This window comes from Fischerella sp. JS2, assembly GCF_032393985.1.
Classification (GTDB): domain Bacteria; phylum Cyanobacteriota; class Cyanobacteriia; order Cyanobacteriales; family Nostocaceae; genus Fischerella.
Window position 1 is genome coordinate 707,364 of sequence record NZ_CP135918.1, and the last position, 21,279, is coordinate 728,642.

12 protein-coding genes, 1 tRNA gene, 2 rRNA genes and 1 pseudogene are annotated in these 21,279 nt (G+C 42.5%); 5 read left to right on the top strand and 11 right to left on the bottom strand.

Annotated elements, in window-relative coordinates; translation table 11 throughout:
• The first annotated feature begins 110 nt into the window (after positions 1-110).
• A complete protein-coding gene (locus RS893_RS03070) occupies positions 111-1,163 on the top strand; it encodes a glycerol-3-phosphate dehydrogenase (RefSeq protein WP_315789796.1) in 1,053 nt (350 codons plus the stop codon).
• Between the two features lie 256 nt (positions 1,164-1,419).
• Here RS893_RS03070 and ftsH2 read toward each other — a convergent pair whose 3' ends face one another.
• The 4 genes from ftsH2 to RS893_RS03090 form a co-directional block, all read right to left on the bottom strand.
• A complete protein-coding gene (ftsH2, locus tag RS893_RS03075) occupies positions 1,420-3,306 on the bottom strand; it encodes an ATP-dependent zinc metalloprotease FtsH2 (protein ID WP_315789797.1) in 1,887 nt (628 codons plus the stop codon).
• Between the two features lie 342 nt (positions 3,307-3,648).
• Positions 3,649-4,152: a hypothetical protein gene (locus RS893_RS03080; RefSeq protein ID WP_315789799.1), complete on the bottom strand. Its 504-nt coding sequence runs from the start codon at positions 4,150-4,152 to the stop codon at positions 3,649-3,651.
• Positions 4,153-4,465: 313 nt separating this feature from the next.
• The gene (gene gltX / locus RS893_RS03085; RefSeq protein ID WP_315789801.1) at positions 4,466-5,908 is read right to left on the bottom strand and encodes a glutamate--tRNA ligase; all 1,443 of its coding nucleotides are present in this window, start codon (positions 5,906-5,908) and stop codon (positions 4,466-4,468) included.
• Positions 5,909-6,218: 310 nt separating this feature from the next.
• Positions 6,219-6,292, bottom strand: a tRNA-Asp gene (locus RS893_RS03090).
• 214 nt (positions 6,293-6,506) lie between these two features.
• Here RS893_RS03090 and RS893_RS03095 point away from each other — a divergent pair.
• Positions 6,507-7,601 (top strand): M28 family peptidase, encoded by a 1,095-nt coding sequence (locus RS893_RS03095; protein WP_315789803.1) that lies wholly within the window; start codon positions 6,507-6,509, stop codon positions 7,599-7,601.
• Between the two features lie 86 nt (positions 7,602-7,687).
• Here the strand turns inward: RS893_RS03095 and RS893_RS03100 are convergent, their stop codons facing one another.
• The 4 genes from RS893_RS03100 to RS893_RS03115 form a co-directional block, all read right to left on the bottom strand.
• Positions 7,688-8,752, bottom strand: coding sequence for a DUF6765 family protein (locus RS893_RS03100; RefSeq protein ID WP_315789804.1), 1,065 nt, complete (start codon positions 8,750-8,752; stop codon positions 7,688-7,690).
• A 256-nt stretch (positions 8,753-9,008) separates the two neighbouring features.
• The gene (locus tag RS893_RS03105; RefSeq protein ID WP_315789806.1) at positions 9,009-9,917 is read right to left on the bottom strand and encodes an alpha/beta fold hydrolase; all 909 of its coding nucleotides are present in this window, start codon (positions 9,915-9,917) and stop codon (positions 9,009-9,011) included.
• Positions 9,918-9,938: 21 nt separating this feature from the next.
• Positions 9,939-10,766, bottom strand: coding sequence for an SDR family oxidoreductase (locus tag RS893_RS03110; RefSeq protein ID WP_315789808.1), 828 nt, complete (start codon positions 10,764-10,766; stop codon positions 9,939-9,941).
• A gap of 119 nt (positions 10,767-10,885) precedes the next feature.
• Positions 10,886-11,698, bottom strand: coding sequence for a pentapeptide repeat-containing protein (locus RS893_RS03115; protein ID WP_315789810.1), 813 nt, complete (start codon positions 11,696-11,698; stop codon positions 10,886-10,888).
• 655 nt (positions 11,699-12,353) lie between these two features.
• Between RS893_RS03115 and RS893_RS03120 the strand changes: the two genes are divergently transcribed.
• Positions 12,354-13,373, top strand: a complete 1,020-nt coding sequence (locus RS893_RS03120) for a nucleotidyltransferase domain-containing protein (protein WP_315789812.1) — start codon at positions 12,354-12,356, stop codon at positions 13,371-13,373.
• On the opposite strand, the gene RS893_RS03125 is transcribed toward RS893_RS03120, so the two are convergent.
• A complete protein-coding gene (locus tag RS893_RS03125) occupies positions 13,359-13,850 on the bottom strand; it encodes a hypothetical protein (RefSeq protein WP_315789814.1) in 492 nt (163 codons plus the stop codon). The genes RS893_RS03120 and RS893_RS03125 overlap by 15 nt on opposite strands.
• Positions 13,851-14,728: 878 nt before the next feature.
• Here RS893_RS03125 and aroF point away from each other — a divergent pair.
• Together aroF and leuA are read left to right on the top strand one after the other, a co-directional pair.
• Positions 14,729-15,603 (top strand): annotated as a pseudogene (gene aroF / locus RS893_RS03130) (3-deoxy-7-phosphoheptulonate synthase).
• 780 nt (positions 15,604-16,383) lie between these two features.
• Positions 16,384-18,084, top strand: coding sequence for a 2-isopropylmalate synthase (leuA, locus tag RS893_RS03135; RefSeq protein WP_315789816.1), 1,701 nt, complete (start codon positions 16,384-16,386; stop codon positions 18,082-18,084).
• A gap of 135 nt (positions 18,085-18,219) precedes the next feature.
• Here the strand turns inward: leuA and rrf are convergent.
• Both rrf and RS893_RS03145 read right to left on the bottom strand, forming a co-directional pair.
• Positions 18,220-18,337 (bottom strand): 5S ribosomal RNA (gene rrf / locus RS893_RS03140).
• 121 nt (positions 18,338-18,458) lie between these two features.
• Positions 18,459-21,266, bottom strand: a 23S ribosomal RNA gene (locus tag RS893_RS03145).
• Between the last annotated feature and the right edge of the window lie 13 nt (positions 21,267-21,279).

Consider the following 21,279-nt stretch of genomic DNA (forward strand, 5'->3'; position numbering starts at 1 on the left):
GCAGGCAAGATGTCCAAACTAGCTGTATATTGAGTAATTTATCAGATGGTATTCTGACATTAGTCTGGCTGTTGCATTTGTGAATCGCAACTGTGGAGTAATAGAACAAGATGGCGAAAATAGTAATTTTGGGTGCTGGGGTCATGGGAACTGCTGTCAGTGTCCCCTTGATAGATAACGGACATATCGTGCATCTGGTAGGTACACATTTAGATAATGACATTATTACTAAGCTTCAGGCTGGTTATCCCCATCCGCGCTTGGGCATCCGTGTTGCTGAAAGCGTTAAAGCTTATACCTATAAGCAATTGGGTGAAGTAATAACAGGTGCGGATTTAGTGATCATTGGCGTTAACTCCCACGGTATCAAATGGGCAGCCGAAGTTCTTAGCAATGTTTTGTCACCAGAAATCCCTATTTTAATGGTAACAAAAGGATTAGCAGGTGATGGTAAGAAGTTATCTATATTACCTGATGTTCTTCGGGTTGGGTTGCCTGTTGAGTATCGGGATCAAGTACAAATTGCTGCTATTGGCGGCCCTTCCATTGCTCAAGAATTAGCTGCTCGTCGTCATACTTGTGTAGTATTTACAAATCAGAATCAAGCCTTACTAGACTGGCTGGTTGGGTTAGCACGTACACCTTACTATCATGTTTGGACAAATACCGACATAATTGGCACAGAAGTGTGTGTCGCCATGAAAAATGTCTATGCTCTCGCAGTCGGATTGGTGATTGGACTCCTCGAAAAAGCAGGCAAAGCAGAGAACAGCGCCGAAATGCACAACCTCGCTGCGGCTATCTTTGCCCAAGGCATGTTAGAAACAGCTTATTTAGTAGAAAAGATGGGAGGAAAACTCCACAACATCTATACCCTTCCTGGTGCTGGTGATTTGTACGTTACCTGTCAGGGTGGACGCAATAGCCGCATGGGTCGCCTTTTAGGTTTAGGTATGCCCTACAGTCAAGCGAAAGCCCAGTATATGCCCAACGATACTATAGAAGGTGCTTCCTTAGCTTTAGTGATCGCCCCAACAGTAGAAAATATGATACAGCAAGGCAGTTTAGACGCTAAAGCCCTGCCTTTACTGCTGACGATGATTGATATTGTCTACCATGATGCCCCTGTAGACATTCCCTGGGACAAATTCTTTGTTGGTTGACAAATACCCAATCTGATGCTTATACCACTAGCAAACACCCACAGCCACCGTAAATACACACGAATAATCTATCAGTGTCCATCTGTGTGCATCTGTGTACCCTGCCTTAAGCCTATGAACGCGTCTACATCTGTGTTCGATACCTAAAAAACATAATTCCTGTCGCTGCTGACAGCAATTTTCAAATAAATATCCCCACGTCCATAAATACAGACGTGGGGAAACTAAAAATTATTAAGTTACAAACCCAACCAACCTAAAGAATCGGTGTAAACTGGGGCTTCTCAGGCACAACAGTATACTCAGCCACAATTTGACGGAACTCTTCGCCGTCGATAGTTTCCTTCTCAATCAACAAGTCTACCAAACGATCCATGAGAGTACGATTTTCACGCATAATCCGCTTGGCATTCTCATAACACTCTTCCACAATCGTGCGGACTTGTGCATCAATCCGGCCTGCGATCGCTTCTGAGTATTCAGAACGAGTCATCCAGTCCCGACCCAAGAACACTTCACCTGTCTGGCTTTCTAAGGAAAGAGGGCCTAAGTCAGACATGCCAAAGCGAGTTACCATTTGTCGGGCCATGTTGCTTACCTGTTGCAGGTCGTTACCAGCACCAGTAGTAATTTCATCTCGACCAAAAATCACGTCTTCGGCAGCACGACCACCTAAAGCACCTGTAATTCTAGCTTTGATTTGAGAACGAGTAATTAAACCCATCTCTTCAGAGGGAGTAAACCAAGTCAAACCTTGTGCTTGTCCCCGTGGAACCAAAGTAACTTTTTGGACTGGGTCATGGTCTTTGAGAACAGTTCCCACCAAAGCATGGCCAATTTCATGGTAGGCAATTAAACGCTTGCTCTTGCTATCTACCAGGGGTGTACCTTCCATACCTGCAACTACCCGATCTACAGCATCATCAATTTCTGTCAGGGTGATGCCTTCTTTACGGCGTCTAGCGGTGAGAATGGCAGCTTCGTTGAGTAAATTGGCTAAATCGGCTCCGGTGAACCCAGGAGTACGACGAGCGATCGCATCTAACGACACACTCGGGTCTAATTTCTTATTGCGAGCGTGAACTTTTAAAATCTCCAAACGCCCTTTAATATCTGGTGCATCGACGGTTACTTGTCTGTCAAAACGTCCAGGACGCAACAATGCTGCGTCTAATACGTCGGGACGGTTGGTGGCAGCAATAATAATGATGCCAGTGTTACCTTCAAAACCATCCATCTCTGTCAGTAGTTGGTTGAGGGTTTGCTCCCGTTCATCGTTACCACCACCAATACCAGCACCGCGTTGTCTACCAACGGCATCAATTTCATCGATAAAGATGATACAGGGAGCATTGTCTTTGGCTTTTTTGAACAAGTCACGGACACGGGATGCACCCACACCTACGAACATTTCTACAAATTCTGAACCAGAGATACTGAAGAAGGGAACCCCCGCTTCTCCGGCAATAGCTTTTGCCAATAAAGTCTTACCAGTACCTGGAGGCCCTACTAATAGCACTCCCTTAGGAATACGTGCGCCAACAGCAGTAAACTTTTCTGGCTGTTTGAGGAAGGTAACAACTTCTTGGAGTTCTTCTTTGGCTTCTTCAATACCAGCAACATCGTCAAATTTAACTCCTGTCTTGGCCTCCATTTGAAAACGAGCTCTAGATTTACCAAAGCTCATAGCTTGACCGGGGCCACCAGGTAAGTTGCTGGAGCGACGGAACAAAAAGAACAATCCAGTAATCAACAAGATTGGAAAAATTAGATTTCCTATAAGTCCCCAGATAGCACCGTCATTTCGCATCGGGTGGGCATCAAAACTCACTCCCTTGTCTTTGAGCTTGGTAATTAGCTCAGGAGCATTGATTGGCAGATCTACCCGCACTCGCTGGACACGATTCTCGAGTTCCGGATCTACAGCTTCCACAATTGCTGTTCTGCCGCCTTCATAGAAATCTACATTTGTGACGCGATTAGCATCTAAATATTCCAGAAAGCGACCATAGGTCATACGTGTACTGGCTGTATTTCTACCCACATCCGCAGGAGCACCAGCAAATGCACCCTGCCAGAAGAAAAAGCCAATTACCAGAGCTGGCAATGTCCAGAGAACTAGGACTCTCCAGGAGAATTTCATTTTGTTTTGCCTCTAGATGCCGATATACAACTAATCAGCGATGTCATTCGATCACGATATCGCTGGAAAACGGATATTTATAAATCCATTTTGTTTTATCTGATATTTTGACGCAGTTTGCCATGTAGCTAACTGATCTACATGGCATAGCCATGTCGCCAAAATGAATCTTAATTAAATTTAACTTAATTCTAATACAAAGGACTAAAAAAGAAAGTGAGAGTGGGAGATGGGGGGAGTGGGGATTAGGGGCAATGGGGAGTCAATGATCAATTAACTACTAACTACTAATGTACAGACACGAGGAACATCGCGTCTGTACCCACTAACCACAAACAATTTTCATTTTGCTTCCGTAACTTTGAGAGTATAAGGAAAATACTCTTCTTTATTGTAGGAGCCTACCCAAATTTGATAAGTTCCGGGTAGCCACTCGCCAACAATACCAGGATTTTTACCATCAAAATCGTCATTGCACCAAGTGCCACCAGGGCCAGTGATTATCAAGGTTGTGTCCTCAGGGCTGTCTACTTGCAGTTTTAGGTAGTCAAATTTCTTTCCTAACTCCAGATGATGGTCTGGTTTTTGATCAACAAATCCTGTACATGCGCCTGTGGAAGTTTCGCTTTTACCAACAACTTGATTTCCTGGTAATGAACCCCCACTCATCCCACGAACCTCAAAAGGATCTGGAAGAAACTTGGGATTGATGCTGACATCGCCAAAGATGGGTGGTGGTGTTGGTGTTTCGTCTGCAACTGCTACCGTCTTAATTATTGATGCGATCGCCAGCATTGTGATCGTCACTGACAATTTTATTCCCAGATTTATTAATTTTCTTGGCATTTTAATTTAGATGATTGTCTAAAATTTTCTCAGTGTTATTAGTGACACTTATTTTACATACCAAGTTCCTAAATTAAGGGAAATTGCCCAGACACCAAAAATATAGACGACAGATAGCATCTTTATGTTCTGTTTTGTCATAAAAAGTTTTTTTTACTAAATAATGGTAAGGGCGCACGGCTGTGCGCCCCTACTATATATGTTCCCTAATCAGGAAATATTATTCACCCCCTTTAGGCCTTTATTATGTACTCAAGAATCAATCTGTTCAGCATTTGTGCTGAGAAATTCCGAGTTTGGAATTCATAATTTTTTATTTTGCTGTTGCTTGAACCAAGCGCGGCTGATCTAACCCAATCTCATGCAGTAGCAACCACGATTGAATCAAATCAGGACCATGCATGTCTCCAGTTAAAGCTGCTCGCAAACTACGCATGATCAAGCCTTTCTTGACGTTCTGCTGTTTGACTACTTGCTTGATAATGTCTTGGGCGCTGGCTTCGTTAAATTCCTGTTGGTTCTGTAGCGCAGCAATCACCGCCTCAATCGCACTAGCAACACCTTCTTGTTTGAGTTGCACAGTAGCTTCCTCACTATATTCCACTGCATCGGTGAAAAACAGTTTGCTCATAGCTACAGCATCCACAAGCCGAGTCAAACTGGGCTGAATTAAAACTACTAGTTTTTCTAACCAAGAACGTTCTTCCCGTCCTCTAGTCAGTTTATACCCAGCTTCTTCCCAATAAGGAATCAATAAATCGGTCAGTTTGTCTACAGGCATTACGTGGATATACTGACTGTTGATCCAATCTAACTTTGCCCAATCAAACTTTGCACCTGCTTTATTCACACGTTCAAAGCTAAACTGTTGGGCTGCTTCTGACAAAGTAAAAATTTCTTTGGTCGAGTCAGGAGGCGACCAACCCAACAATGTCATGTAGTTGACCAAAGCTTCAGCAGTGAAGCCCATTTGTTTAAAGTCAGAAATAGAGGTAACGCCATCTCGTTTAGAAAGCTTACGCCCTTCCTGATTTAAGATTAAGGGTGTATGGGCAAACTCTGGTACTTTGGCGCCAAAGGCTTCATAAAGTAGAATTTGCTTGGCAGTGTTGGCGATGTGGTCTTCTCCCCTAATGACATGTGTAATTTGCATATCTATGTCATCAACCACCACAGCAAAGTTATACAAAGGCTGACCAATACCATCGGCTGCGGCGCGAGCAATGACCATATCACCACCCAAATCATTACCCCGCCACACCATTTTGTCTCTTACCAAGTCATTCCAAACAATTTCTCGGTCATCATCAATTTTGAAACGAATTACAAAGCTACGCCCTTCGGCTTTATATGCAGCTTCTTGTTCTGGTGTCAAATTTCGATGACGATTGTCATAACGAGGAGCCTCACCTCTGGCTTTTTGGGCTTCTCGTAGTGCTTCTAGTTCCTCAGCAGTGGTGTAGCAGCGATAGGCTAGTCCTTGATCTAAGAGACTTTGTACCGCTTGTTTATAAATCTCTAGACGTTGGGTTTGGAAGAAAGGCCCTTCATCCCAGTTTAATCCGAGCCAGCGCAGACCCTGGAGAATATTTTCTGTATATTCGGGACGCGATCGCTCTTGATCTGTGTCTTCAACCCGCAATATAAATTTTCCGTCGTGGTGACGGGCAAACAACCAGTTAAATACAGCTGTTCTCGCTGTACCAATATGTAAATTTCCAGTTGGGCTGGGGGCAATACGTACTTTAACAGTCACAGCAAATTCGCTAATTATTGATTATGGCAAAGCATGATCATTGTAGGTTATTCCAGCAGGCAGAGGGCAGAGGAGCTAGTGCAGTGGTCTTTTCCAGGCATAAAGGAGTCACTGCGCGTCTACGGCTAGACAAACATGCGTCTGCCGAGGCGGACTAACCCAAAACCAATGATTTAAATAAAACCCACGTAGGTAGGTTTTGTGTGTAGCCGCGACTAGAAGTCGCCTGGTGCTTTTGTTAGGCTAATTGTAGCTAGAATATTCTATAAATATATTCAAGTCCTGTTTTGTGGCTAGCATCTTGCTTTAACGGGACTGACGGGGCTCGAACCCGCAACTTCCGCCGTGACAGGGCGGTGCTCTAACCAATTGAACTACAGTCCCTTGATTTGCAACTTTTTAATTATGCCCAATACATTGGAAATTGTCAAGCTTTTTTTTGGAAAAGTCAAACAATTTTGGATTTTGGATTTTGCGAAAAGTTTGTAGACACGGAGGGAACTTCAAAGCTTTTCAAGACGGATTTTGAATTAATTCCATAGATAAATCTGGGGGCTTGTACCATTGAGGAATCATCGGTCAAATTTAAGGTTGAAGGATGAAAAAATGGATTTGGTTGCTGCTGGCAGTAGTGGTAGCATTTGCGACGATAGGTAGTAGTGGGTTATGGCAACAGCACCAACAACCAGCTGTGATAGAAACTGTGAACGCAGAAAATTCAGATCCAGCCAAGCAAGTTACTGAAAAGCTTAAAGCGTCCCCGCATCCAGTTGTCTTTGTGTCTTCTCCCCTCAAAGTGTCAGGACAAAAGCTATTTGCTCACATTCAAAACTTGAATTTTAAACGCTACACCAATATAGAGCGATCGCGTACTCGCACTTATATAATTTCCCAACTGAAAAAATTTGGCTGGAAACCCCAACTGCAAATCTTCTCCGAAGGTGTTAACATCTTTGCCGAACGCCAAGGAACTGATAAAACAGCAGGAGCAATTTTAGTAGGCGCACATTACGACACCGTTGCTATCTCTCCTGGCGCTGATGACAATGCTAGCGGTATTGCTATAACTTTGGAAATTGCTCGGTTACTGGGTTCTCGTCCCACACCCCGGACATTACAACTAGCATTTTTTGATAAAGAAGAAGCAGGATTACTAGGGAGTCAAGCTTTTACAGCCAAAGTAGCAAACTTACAAAACTTACACGCTGCAATCATTATGGATATGGTTGGTTACGCTTGCTACACTGCTGGTTGCCAGCAATATCCTGCCAATTTACCAATAACTCCACCCAGCGACAAAGGAGATTTTCTCGCAGTAGTAGGTGATACAGAACATTTATCACTGCTGAAGGCTTTTGAAAACTCACATTTGATCGCGCGTTCTTCCCTAACAAAGGTGAGCAAAAATCTACCACCTATATTTACATTGCCAGTTCCTCTCAAAGGCTTGCTTATGCCAGATACCCTACGTAGCGATCATGCTCCCTTCTGGTTGCAAGGGGTAGGTGCTGTACTAGTAACAGATACAGCTAATCTCCGTACTCCTCATTACCACCAAGCTAGCGATACTCCCTTGAATATTGAACGCTCCTTTTTCACAGCAGCTGCACAAGTTGTTGTGAATGCTACTAATCTTTTGTTAGCCAATAATAATAATTTGGATACTCCTGTTAGCATGTCAGTCTTGAAATGAATTTTTCTTGGTGTCTTGGTGTCTTTGTGGTGAAAAAGAATAGTTTTTGAACACCAAGGCACGAAGACACAAAGAATTTATTAGTGTTACGCAACACAGATATCGTACTTAGGTAATAACTCGTGAATAATATAAAAATGATGTGTCTTTAAGGCATCGTGAAATAGTTTCCAATCGCTAGCTAAAAAGGTGGAGTGGTAGGAAAAAATTTCGTTATCTCGGTCTATATATTCTTCTGTGCCAAGAGCTAGGTGTTTCCAAGAGTTTTTGCCTTTAGGAATATAAGTAACATATTCTTTGCCAAAACTAAATTTACCTTCGGCGATCGCTTGTAACCATTTTTGGTGTCTGATACTACCTTTTTTATCAGTAATATTTTGGAGCATGAAAGCTATTGTATCTCGGTCAGATTTGGGTAATCCTGGTACATCTGCATCTGGATTGCCTAATATATATCGCTGCATAGCTTGACACATACACTCAGATGCCTCCAGAAAATCTTTCGGATTATCTCTAGTGATTTTCTCACCCCGTCCGTTGGTGTAACCCCAGCGTAAGTAGGGTTTGTCTGGGTGACTGAGAACTGCCCCATGTCCTAAAGGTAAAGCTTCACTGACAAAGTAATTTTTGAGACGATCCATCAGACTACGATCAGGATTGCCGTATTCATCAACCAACTTTTTAGCTTCATTAACTCGATGATTTACACCAGCAAATCCCTGGTGTGCCCATGTATCTACATATACATGCATAGTAATCCCAAACCGATGCAGTGCATAAGTATTATCACGGCGACGAATGCATTCATTCACCATATCCTGGGCTACGTAGCTGTTAGGACGACATATAAGCTTGTCAATAAAGCTACTCGTCAGATATTCTCCTAGTTTTTTGCCACCATTTCCGGGTAGAAAATGAAAGGGAATCCAAACGCGATGATTTGCCAGTTCTTGAAAGTTTCGGTAATCAAGCATTTTGTGGGCGGAACTGATGCGGCTAAACAGCGCACCGTTATCAAAGCGGATGAGCCCTGCATTTGTGGCATCATCTACGTATTGAGCGCAATATGCAATGATACTAGCAGCTTTATGTTCAAATCCGGCTAGTCGTGCGACTACGTAGGTGACACCATGATGAAAGTCAATTTGCATAACAGTTAGTTGTTGATTGTTAGTTGTTGATTGTTGGTTCCAAACAACCAACAAAAAACAAATACTACTAACTATTAACTACTAACTCTTGTTTCGTTAAATTTAAATTTCAGTTAAGCTTCTAAGAGGTTATTTATAAAGTAAAAATAAAATTACTCACCGCTTTTTGCCTCCCTCTACTTAAGATTTACTTAAGTAGAGTTTATAAATAGTCTCTGATTCTTTAGCTTCGAGCTGTTTTAATAGTGTTGTAGTCTCAATAAAATTCATTTATAAACGGTGATATTGCTTTCACAAATTCAGCCGTAGATTCGTATGGTAAAACATTGCGACCAGGAATTTTTATCCCACGACCTTGAGGTAAAGCTGCAAGATAATCAGATAACCATGCATCTGCTTCGAGTTTTTTACCTTCTTTGGCAATACTCGATATATGTTCACCCAAAACTACTAATGTGGGTTTATGAATAGTAGCGATCGCACGACTATAATCTTGTAACCAGAACCCAGCTAAAAATGAAAAAACAGCATAGCGACTAGTAGTATTCTGTGCGCCTGCACGCAAAGTATTCAACCATTCTGAATCAACATCTTCTTTGGCATCAAAAAGTTGTTTAGTTGAAAAATCACGTAAAAATTTTTCTCTGCGGGCGTAGCGATAAAAAATATTACCTAAAGGCGAATCTAACAGATTCCAAATTAATTTTGGTTGCCATTTTGGTAATTCTTTTGTGAGCAAAGGCCAAGCTGGAGGAGATGCTAATACTAACCCTGCGACTAAATTTGGTTCTTTTTTGACTAATTCAATGGCAACTGCAAATAAAGCACCCTGTACTATCACAATTACAGGTTTTTGTACAACTGTTTTTAAAAAGTATTGTAATTGTTCTGCCCAATCACTGGGGGTATAAGCAATATGGGGCTGATCACTTTCACCACAACCGAGTAAATCAGGGTTATAAATTAAGTTTTGGTGTTGTTGATGCCATTCATCACAAAAGCGTTGCCAAAATTGCCGCGATAAACCTACACCAATGGGATGAATTAATAGCAGGGGTATACCAGTAGGTGTGGTATTGATTGGTTGATGAACTACGTAAGCACAACGGTACTTTTGCCAAGTGTAAAACTGGGTGGAAGATGCTGTTTTATTTTGAGTAATCATGAGATAGGATTTCTGAGATTATCAGCTAAAAATCATTTGGGGATGAATGAATTTGTATCCTGCTTCTTTTATTTTTTGATTTGATATCTTGGCATTATATGGACGCTTGCTACTTAAGGAAGAATCCCAAATAACTTTGGGCAGATTGTGTATTTCACATACACGATCAGATACTTCTCTTGTTGTCATATCTTCATTATCAACTAGATTGTAAATCCCTTGCAAACGATGACGACGGGCAAACTCTATAGCAGCAACAATATCATCAACATGAATCCAATTTGCTGGTTCTTCACCATTACCAGGACGAGTTGTACCAGCAATTCGGCTGTATATTTTCACTAGTTCTCGACCAGGACCATAGATTCCTCCAAGACGTAAAATACATATACGGAGATGATCACTAGATCCTGAAAGTAATTCTTGCTCAGTAGCATAGAGGATTTCACTACCAGGAGTTTTTGGTGCAACTTGTGTTTCTTCATCTACTAATGCACCATTTTGTTCACCGTATACAGAACAACTACTGGTATATATTAGTTGTTGAACACTAGGAGTTTGTTTTAAAACTGGAACTAAATTACGAGCAGTTTGTAAGTAGCTTTCTTCATAAGTATTAGGCCCTTTTGCCCCAACACTCAAAAGTACAACATCTTGATTTTTTATAACTGATTTTAGCTTTTCAAAGTCATTGCCCTGTAGTACTATAGCTCGTTGGGCGATAGTTTCTAGCTCTGCAATTCGTTCAGGAGTGGTTGTGGTCGCAGTGATGATAAAATCACGTTCTTGCTGCCAATATTGAGCAACCCTAAAACCTACATAACCACAACCAATGATTGTTATATTCATGGAGTTTTTGTCAATAGATAGTAGTTAGTAGAGACGCGATGTTCCTCGCGTCTGTACATTAGTAGTTAGTAGTTAGTAAACATGTAGTTTACCACTAACCAATAACCACTAACTCATAATTAGTCATGAACATTGCCATCAGGCATGATAGCGCCACTGAGGTTAGCACCAATCAGTTTTACGAGTAAGCGATCGCCAGAACGAACACGTGCGCCTGTCAAGTCAGCACCACGTAAATCAGCACCACTCAAGTCAGCACCAATTAAGTTAGTATTGCGTAGATTAGCTTCTCGCAAATCTGCCAAAAGTAAGTTAGCTCTAAACAAGTTGGCTTCAGATAAATCCGCACCTCTGAGGACGACTTTATGCATAAAAGCATCACTGAGATTTGCACCACTCAAGTTGGCATAACTCAAGTTTCTGCCAGATAAGTCTTTATTACTTAAATTGGCGTGGCTAAAATCTTTGCCACTCAAGTCTGGGTTTTGCTTGGGTGGTTCATAGTTTGGTGATTGAGGGTTTGTTGAGCAAGGGTTTGCTGATTGAGGGTTAGGTGAACGAGAGTTTGATGATTGAGGGTTAGGTGAACGAGAGTTTGATGATTGAGGGTTAGGTGATTGATAGGTAGTTTTTGTTTGCGGTTTTTTGGGTGGGGATGGTGGCGAATGATGCTGATAAGAGTGATAGGAGTGATGGGAATGATGAGAATGATGGGGAATTTGATGCTTGGTTTTGAGAGAGCGCAATTTTTCTCTAGCCTCGTTAATTTCTTGTAACTTTTTTAGTGCCTTTTCCCTTAGACGCTGATTTTCTAGGGGGATGCGATCGGGATGCCAAATAAAAGCCAAATCTTTGTAAGCCTGGTTCACCTCCTCTAGGCTTGCTCCAGGCTCTAACTCTAACACCCGATAATACCGCTCCAGCTCTCTCATAAGACTTTTGGTAATAATCAACTTAATTATGAGTGATGCAACCAACTATCAGCTAAATTCTTTGTCTAGTGTTTCTGCTATTGGGAATATTTCAGCTAAAATTCGCAGTTTTTCCGTTGCTTTAGCGACAGTTAGAGCAATGTCATACTGCTCTGCTCTGATAGGATTGTCTAAGAAATTGTAACAATTGCTTTAGCTAGTCAACTTGATTATCAATTTTTTGTAATGCCTGTATTATCAAAAATCAAGCCAGATTTACCTGCGTCACACGCTTAATAGTTTGATTTTGGTAGTAAAATTACTTAATCTTAGGATGAATTACAGTACCTTACGATACAAAATTTCCTACAGTTAATTTTTTGCCAGTAGCTGCCATCCTTGGATAATTTCAGTAAAAGAAATTTTTAAACTAAAATTACACCTTGCTTGAGTTAGTCATAAATTCTAGGATAACATTTTGCTATGACTGAGATTAGTCATCATCGAAAATAGCAATTATTACATCAATCGACTTGATTTCAAGTCAATAAAATCTCTACAGAATTAGCAAGTAATTATTGATTTTTAAAAGTATTTATTTGAAGTAAAAAATAATTTGACAGTTCAAGAATAATTAATTTTTCATAGTTTTATAAACAATTCATCACCGCCAGATATGAAAACTCCTGTTCATCTGATCAACACGACTGGCATTGCAAAAATAGACCAGATTATTTGCAAAATCATCAGCTTGGTTGAGCAATATTTTTCTGATCGCATTCGTGGTTACTATTTAGTTGGTAGTTATGCCGTGGGTGAAGCAGTTTCAACAAGTGATATCGATATAGTGATTGTATTTAAAGAAATTCTTGAGGATGAAGAAAAACAAAAATTTACTCTTATTAAAGATGAGTGTCAAAAATTTAGTCCATTACCTGTAGATATGATTTTGGTGGGGGAAGCCAAGCTATTTCGTGTTGGTGCAATTAGATTTCAAAGTGATAGTCTTCTAATGTATGGAGAAGATATTCGCGCCGCAGTTCCCATAAAGCCAATTCAAGAGCATATCCGGGATAGTATGTATGCTCAGTACTCTTTGTTTGCACGAGTACGTGGAAACCCCAAAATTCTTACATTTCCTCTAGATTATCCTGATCCAAAGGGCGAATTTTATGGCTATGACTGGCGTCAGATATATACTGTTGATGGCACAAGCCACCCTGGGATTAAAGATTTAGTTTTGAATATTCTTTCCCCAGACCAGGCATTAATATTGCTTAAAGCTGGACAGTATGTGGTGACAGGGAAAAAGAGTCAGGTTAGTACACAGTATCGCATCTGGATTAATGATGAATGGACAACATTAGTAGAAGCCATTGATGACTACTGTCGCAAACGCTGGGCTTATATAGTACCAGTAGAAAAAGATCAGCGACAGCTGTTACGCGGTTTGTGTGAGCAGGCGCTGGGCTTTAAGAACCACTTTCTAGCAAAATACAAAGAGTATGTGCTTACCCAGCTACCTCAAAAAAAACCTTTTGCACAGCTTTGCTATGTCAAACAACTGGGACAATTAATTTATCCTGAGCAAGCGATCGCAGCTGCTTTAAAAATGCTTCAAAATAGTAGCAATACTGAGATACGCTTTGCTGTAGCAAAGACATTACAACACTACTATAATTTAGCGACCAATTAAACGTTGTCGCATAGCTCGCAAGTACGCCCTTACTGGAATCTGATAAATCTCAATCAAAAGCCAAACAATAATTGCGAAATGTGACAAAAAAGTTAATATTGTCCAGATATATGGAACCCAAGATAAAGGGGCATATGGATGTGGCGGAAAAATATAAGCTACTGTCCCAATTAAAGCAGTAGGCAGAAATATAAAAGCAATTGCTGCTACCACATAACTCCAACCAAATTCTACTCCTTCTAAATGAGCTTCTGTCCAGTTAAAGCCATTCCAACGCCAAATTAAAGGAGGTTGTCTAGAAGGTAGAACTAATTGTTGCTGTTCTAAATTAACAGTGAAAATCTGATGGCAAAAATCACAAGACATTGCCTCCATCAATGGCATATTACTAATCTTGCCAACATGACAAACTGGACAGGGATAAACTCCTTTATAGTCAAATGATGTGGCTAAAATGTTGGATTTGGAGCTAGGCATAATACAATCACTAGAATTCAGCCGAGAATTAATCAAAATAGTTAGTTGGTAGTTGTTAGTTGTTGGTTGTTTATTATTTGGCTCTACTAGCTACTGTATGCAGGAAAAGCTTTGTGTTCTTACATACTACTAACCACTATCTACTAGCTATTAACCATCTAAATAACTACTTGCTGTTGAATTATGTCAGTACACTAACACAGGCATCTTAATTTCTGAGAGCGATATGTTTAGCAACAAGCTGCTTAGCACCTACGCAAGCATATAAATCACTTTGAACCCCAATATTGCAATGAGTCTATCGTTTTTTGAGATTGTGAGGCCATGTGCTTGATTCTCTAAATTTTACGTAGGTAAAATAACAAATATTCTATACTTTTCTATTACTACTCTCAATATGTTCATCTTCTTATCCTTCTTGCTATCTCCGGAGAGGGTATTGACGATATTCAGACCCTCTGTTATTCTTCTTGGATATAGGTCTAAATTAAATTTTTCAAAAAAGCACCTCGCAGATGTTTAACAGCAATTCCTACTATTATTACTGGTTTAGGGTGGTTCACCGGGAGTGAATTTAGTTTCCTAATGGAAACAGCCCGGTGAACCGCAGAGCAAACTCTGCGGTTTTTGTTTTTTAAGGAGAATACCATCGTCATGATTTACTTCGGTAGCTGGTTTTACTTTTACTTTTGGCCCAGAACAAGTTCCGGATAAAGTGTCATGTCGATGAAACGCCAGCACCCGGGACTTCACCAAGGTTCCGGGTTTTGTTTTTTGTTGGTTGTGTGGAATGACAGACTCAAAGCTTTGTACCCCTACCAATCAACCACTAACCATTAACTACTAACCATTACTCTATTTTTAAGGAGAACCTGAAGATGATCAATGCCAAATTAGCCGCCAAACCTCATCCTCACCATCAAACCACTGTGAAAATTTCTCAAACAGTTGCTTTTGGTGGTAAAGAAGTAGTAATTATTGGGGACCTTGCACAGTTGAAAGCACCGAACAAATGGAAACTGTCGCCCAAAAGCTATCTCCTGCATCAGTAAATGCTTTGCGTGGTGGTGTTTATAAACCCCGTACCTCTCCCTACGCTTTTCAGGGAATGGGCGAGGAGGGATTGAAGATTTTGGCACAAGTGCGATCACGCTATAATATGCCAGTTGTAACTGAAGTCATGACAATCTCTCAAATCGAAGTAGTTGCTACTCATGCTGATATGCTGCAAGTAGGTAGTCGCAATATGCAAAACTTCGATTTACTCAAAGCTTTAGGACAAGCTGGTAAACCTATCCTCCTTAAACGTGGTTTAGCAGCGACAATTGAAGAATTTGTCATGGCAGCCGAATATATTTTAAGCCACGGCAACCCAGATGTAGTGTTGTGTGAGCGGGGTATCCGTAGTTTCGATAACTATACCCGCAACGTGTTGGATTTAGGAGCAGTAGCAGCACTGAAGCAAATCACCCACTTACCCGTAATGGTTGATCCTTCCCATGCAGTTGGTAAGCGAGAGTTAGTAGCACCCGTTGCGAGGGCTGCTGTTGCCTGTGGTGCAGATGGTTTAATCATTGAATGCCACCCAGAACCGGAAAAATCCGTTTCCGATGCTCGTCAAGCGTTGTCTTTAGAGGATATGGTGGATTTAGTTGATAGTTTAAAGCCAGTAGCAGCAGCAGTTGGACGCAGTATTTTAGAAGAAGTAGGGGTAGGTTCTAAACCTACCCCTCTTTGTTTATCTGCTGCTTAGAATTGGAGAATATTAGGTACTACTTGACTACATACATAAGTTCTGAGGGGTTGCGAGAGGTCATATCCCCGGCTTTTTAAAAAAGTCGGGGTCTGGCAGCCTATTCAATTTGGTTGAGTACTACTCAGCAGATGCTGTGAATCCCAATTTCAAAAATGGGCGATAGATGGATTGATACCAAGCTAGATGCACAAAGCAATTCCCAATCCAAAATCTAAAATCCAAAATAGTATAGCTTGACCGATTTCTTCTCTAAGGTTTATCATTCTCTGTAGTGAGTGTTAATTGTTTAAAACTATGTTTTTCAAGCAGCTATCTCTACAACTAATTTCTAGCCTCCTACTAGGGCTAGGGCTGCTACTGCGACTAGCGCGCAAATAAGATTTCACATATTCTCAAATCAAGCTTCTGGAGAATTAGACTCAGCATTTAACTTTTTAACACAAATAAGAGTTAGTTGCTTAATCGGCTAATAGTTATTCACTATTTAGATAGTATTGAAGCTTGCAGTTTGTACAAGCACGGTAGTCTCACTACTATGCACTTTCTTATGTGTAGTACCAAAGCTGCCTAAGGGTTACGAGTTTGTGTACCTAAGACTATTTGAAATTTTCACTTGGAGATTTTTATGCAACTAAATCTAACAATTGAGGCATTACTACGACTATCTATGGGTTTTCAGGTTTGGACAAAGTGGCAACCTGATAACCCTATTTTTTCTACAAAACCTTTTGCCACAAAGCCTCACAACAACGATCAACAACCAAGGAAAAAACGAACGTGTTAAAGAATCCTGCTACAAAATATCGCCCATTTGCACCAATTAGTTTGAGCGATCGCACCTGGCCAAGTAAAACAATTACTCATCCCCCAATTTGGTTAAGTACTGATTTAAGAGATGGGAACCAGGCGTTGATTGAACCGATGAATACTCAGCGCAAGTTACGTCTGTTTGAGCTTTTGGTAAGCATTGGTTGTAAAGAAATAGAAGTCGCTTTTCCTTCCGCTTCACAAACCGAGTTTGATTTTGTTCGATATTTGATAGAACAGGAATTAATTCCTGATGATGTTACGATTCAAGTTTTAACACCAGCTAGAGAAGAATTAATTCGTCGCACCTTTGCAGCTTTAAAGGGAGCAAAACGAGCGATCGTGCATTTGTATAATGCTACTTCTGTTGTATTTCGTCGCGTTGTTTTTGGTTTAGATCGTCTAGGAACAATTAATTTGGCTGTTTCGGCAGCCAAACTATTTACAAAGTTGGCAGCAGAACAACCAGATATAAACTGGCAATTTCAATATTCACCCGAAATCTTTACAGCCACAGAATTAGACTTTGCTCAAGAAATCTGCAATGCTGTTTTAGATGTCTGGCAACCCACACCACAGCATAAAGCTATTGTCAATCTACCTGCAAGTGTCGAAGTCGCCACGCCAAATATATTTGCCGATCAAGTAGAGTGGATGCATCGCAATTTAACTCCTAGAGATAGCGTGATTCTCAGTGTTCATCCCCATAATGATCGCGGTTGTGCAATTGCAGCAGCAGAACTTGCCCAAATGGCAGGTGCAGAAAGAGTTGAAGGCTGTTTATTTGGCAATGGCGAACGTACTGGCAATGTAGATTTAGTCACCCTGGCAATGAATCTCTATACTCAAGGCATCCATCCTGGGTTAGATTTTTCCCAGATCAACGAAGTAGCGAGAATCATCGAAGATTGCACGCAATTACCTATTCATCCTCGTCATCCCTACGTCGGTGATTTGGTATTTACTGCTTTTTCCGGTTCCCATCAAGACGCTATTAAAAAAGGCTTTGCTGTCCAAAAACCAGACGCAGTGTGGGAAGTTCCATATCTACCCCTCGATCCAGCAGATGTAGGACGCACCTATGAATCTGTGGTACGGGTGAATAGCCAATCAGGAAAAGGTGGGATCGCCTTCTTGTTGGAACGGGATTATGATTTAGTGTTGCCTCGCCGCTTGCAGATAGAGTTTAGTCAGGTTGTACAAAAGGCAATGGATGCTTCTGGGAAGGAAATGTCTTCTGCTGATATTTGGCAGCTATTTGAGCAAGAGTATTTGCAAGCTTGTACGCCACTGAAGTATATGACTCATCACTTATCTGAAAGTGGTGATTACAGTGGAGTGCAAAATATTTCAGTTAGATTGCAACTGCATGAGAAAATGACCACACTTCACGGTCAAGGTAATGGGCCTATTGACGCATTTGTCAATGCTTTGGGTTTGGGTGTGCAAATTCATCATTACGAAGAGCGATCGCGCAATTGTGGTAGTAACGCAGATGCGATCGCCTATGTTGAAATTGCAGGTGATTTGCTGCAAGGTTCATTGCACGGTGTAGGTATCCATTCTAATATTGTCACTGCTTCGATATTGGCAATATTAAGTGCAGTTAATCGGGCATTACAGCGTGTAAATATAGAAATGCAAGCAGAGATACTAAAGTTGTACAGGTAATTGAGGGGCGATCGCTCTTTTGTTTTTCTAGCCTAAAAGAGCGGTATCGAGCTTTCAATTTTTTCATATCGTCATAATAGAGCAAAATCAAAAGCCTCCCTTTGTGGTGTGGGGAGGCTTTTGTATGAAAAAAAGTCCTGGCATCGAGCTATTTTGACAGGAGGCAACCCTCCAACTATCGTCGCCGCAGCAGCGTTTCACAACTGAGTTCGGGAAGGGTTCAGAGTGGTTCCACCGCGCCATAGACACCAGGAAAGGCTAATGGGTAATTGGTAATTGGTAATATTTAGTTGGAGCTATTACCAATGAGCAATTAGCAATCAACAAAACCCTGAAGACTGCATAGAATGTTGAAGCGAAACAATGTTAAAGGTGAGGTCAAGCCCTCGGTCTGTTAGTACTCCTCAGCTTCATACATTACTGCACTTCCACTTAGAGCCTATAAACAGGTGTTCTACCTGTGACCTTACTGGATTGCTCCATGAGAGTACTCATCTTGAGGTGGGCTTCCCACTTAGATGCTTTCAGCGGTTATCCGCTCCGCACATGGCTACCCAGCGTCTACTGTTGGCACAATAACTGGTACACCAGCGGTGCGTCCTTCCCGGTCCTCTCGTACTAAGGAAGGCTCCTCTCAATACTCTTACGCCTGCACCGGATATGGACCGAACTGTCTCACGACGTTCTGAACCCAGCTCACGTACCGCTTTAATGGGCGAACAGCCCAACCCTTGGGACGTACTTCCGCCCCAGGTTGCGATGAGCCGACATCGAGGTGCCAAACCTCCCCGTCGATGTGGACTCTTGGGGAGATCAGCCTGTTATCCCTAGAGTAACTTTTATCCGTTGAGCGACGGCCATTCCACGCTGCGCCGTCGGATCACTAAGGCTAGTTTCCTACCTGCTCCACTTGTTGGTGTTGCAGTCAAGCTCCCTTTATGCCTTTACACTCGTCGCACGGTTTCCAAGCGTGCTGAGGGAACCTTGCGCGCCTCCGTTATCTTTTAGGAGGCGACCGCCCCAGTCAAACTGCCCGCCTGAAACTGTCTCCCGACCTACTCACGGTCGCGGGTTAGAATCCTAGCTGAACTAGAGTGGTATCTCACCGTTGGCTCCACATCCCCCACAAGGAATGCCTCTACGCCTCCCACCTATCCTGCGCAAGCTCAGCCCGGACACCATTCCAGGTTACAGTAAAGCTTCATAGGGTCTTTCTGTCCAGGTGCAGGTAGTCCGTATCTTCACAGACAATCCTATTTCGCCGAGTCTCTCTCCGAGACACCATCCAGATCGTTACGCCTTTCGTGCGGGTCGGAACTTACCCGACAAGGAATTTCGCTACCTTAGGACCGTTATAGTTACGCCGCCGTTCACCGGGGCTTCGGTCGTCAGCTTTAGGGTTGCCCCTGACCAACTTCCTTAACCTTCCGGCACTGGGCAGGCGTCAGCCCCCATACATGCTCTTACGAGTTTGCGGAGACCTGTGTTTTTGGTAAACAGTCGCCTGGATCTCTTCACTGCGACCCGACTTCTCAGGTACCCCTTCTTCCGAAGTTACGGGGCATTTTGCCGAGTTCCTTAGAGAGAGTTATCTCGCGCCCCTTGGTATTCTCAACCTCCCCACCTGTGTCGGTTTCGGGTACGGGTAAAGTATGCTCAACACATTACTAGCTTTTCTTGACACTCATTTCGACTACTCGGGTTCGTAAACTCCTCCCAATCCAGTTAGGGTGTAGCCTCCACTCATGCGTCCCTAGCAATGCTCCCATACTTTAGTCAGGGATTGTTGACCCTGTGTCCATCGACTACGCCGTTCGGCTCGCCTTAGGTCCCGACTAACCCAGAGTGGACGAACCTGGCTGGAACCCTTGGGGTTTCGGGGCATTGGATTCTCACCAATGTTTGCGCTACTCAAGCCGACATTCTCACTTCTATACTGTCCACACCTGCTTGCCGCTAGTGCTTCTTCCTGTATAGAACGCTCCCCTACCGATTACAATGTAATCCCACAGCTTCGGTACATCGCTTAGTCCCATTCATTTTCGGCGCAGGAGCGCTTGACCAGTGAGCTATTACGCACTCTTTCAAGGGTGGCTGCTTCTAGGCAAACCTCCTGGTTGTCTATGCACTCCCACCTCCTTTGCCACTTAGCGATGATTTCGGGACCTTAGCTGGTGGTCTGGGCTGTTTCCCTCTTGACGATGAAGCTTATCCCCACCGTCTCACTGGCTGTGTCTTCTTCGGGTATTCTGAGTTTATCTCGATTTGGTACCGCTCTCGCAGCCCGCACCGAAATAGTGCTTTACCCCCGAGTTGTTCACAACCGCTGCGCCTCAACACATTTCGGGAGAACCAGCTAGCTCCTGGTTCGATTGGCATTTCACCCCTAACCACAACTCATCCGCCGATTTTTCAACATCGGTCGGTGCGGACCTCCACTTGGTGTTACCCAAGCTTCATCCTGGTCATGGTTAGATCACCAGGGTTCGGGTCTATAAACACTGATATATCCGCCCTTTTCAGACTCGCTTTCGCTTTGGCTTGGTGTTTTTCACTTAACCTACCAGTGCTTATAACTCGCTAAGCTCATTCTTCAACAGGCACGCGGTCAGACGTTCAATCGTCCTCCCACTGCTTGTAGGCTTGCGGTTTCATGTTCTTTTTCACTCCCTTATCGGGTTCTTTTCACCTTTCCCTCGCGGTACTGTTTCGCTATCGGTCACACAGGAGTATTTAGCCTTACCGGGTGGTCCCGGCTGATTCACATGGGATTTCACGTGCCCCATGCTACTCGGGATACAGCTACTATCTTCAAGTTTTCGACTACAAGACTTTCACTTTCTCTGGTGCATCTTTTCAATGCTTCGTCTAACTCTACGATTCGCATCACGCTGTCCCACTACCCCAACAAGTTATACTCGTTGGTTTAGGCTCTTCCCCGTTCGCTCACCACTACTTGGAGAATCTCGTTTGATTTCTTTTCCTCGGGCTACTTAGATGTTTCAGTTCGCCCGGTTCGCTCTTACCTATCTATATATTCAATAGGCAGTTTTAGGGTTCCCCATTCGGACATCTCCGGCTCTATGCTTGCTTCCAACTCCCCGGAGCTTTTCGTTGGTAACCACGTCCTTCTTCGCCTCTGCGTGCCTAGGTATCCTCCGCAAGCCCTTATTTGCTTGACCACTTACATTGGTG

What these genes read in the sequence shown, in the direction of transcription:
- RS893_RS03070 (WP_315789796.1), top strand. Translation starts at nt 111, where the DNA reads ATGGCGAAAATAGTAATTTTGGGTGCTGGGGTCATGGGAACTGCTGTC.
- ftsH2 (WP_315789797.1), bottom strand. Translation starts at nt 3,306, where the DNA reads ATGAAATTCTCCTGGAGAGTCCTAGTTCTCTGGACATTGCCAGCTCTG.
- RS893_RS03080 (WP_315789799.1), bottom strand. Translation starts at nt 4,152, where the DNA reads ATGCCAAGAAAATTAATAAATCTGGGAATAAAATTGTCAGTGACGATC.
- RS893_RS03095 (WP_315789803.1), top strand. Translation starts at nt 6,507, where the DNA reads ATGAAAAAATGGATTTGGTTGCTGCTGGCAGTAGTGGTAGCATTTGCG.
- RS893_RS03100 (WP_315789804.1), bottom strand. Translation starts at nt 8,752, where the DNA reads ATGCAAATTGACTTTCATCATGGTGTCACCTACGTAGTCGCACGACTA.
- RS893_RS03105 (WP_315789806.1), bottom strand. Translation starts at nt 9,917, where the DNA reads ATGATTACTCAAAATAAAACAGCATCTTCCACCCAGTTTTACACTTGG.
- RS893_RS03110 (WP_315789808.1), bottom strand. Translation starts at nt 10,766, where the DNA reads ATGAATATAACAATCATTGGTTGTGGTTATGTAGGTTTTAGGGTTGCT.
- RS893_RS03115 (WP_315789810.1), bottom strand. Translation starts at nt 11,698, where the DNA reads ATGAGAGAGCTGGAGCGGTATTATCGGGTGTTAGAGTTAGAGCCTGGA.
- RS893_RS03120 (WP_315789812.1), top strand. Translation starts at nt 12,354, where the DNA reads ATGAAAACTCCTGTTCATCTGATCAACACGACTGGCATTGCAAAAATA.
- RS893_RS03125 (WP_315789814.1), bottom strand. Translation starts at nt 13,850, where the DNA reads ATGCCTAGCTCCAAATCCAACATTTTAGCCACATCATTTGACTATAAA.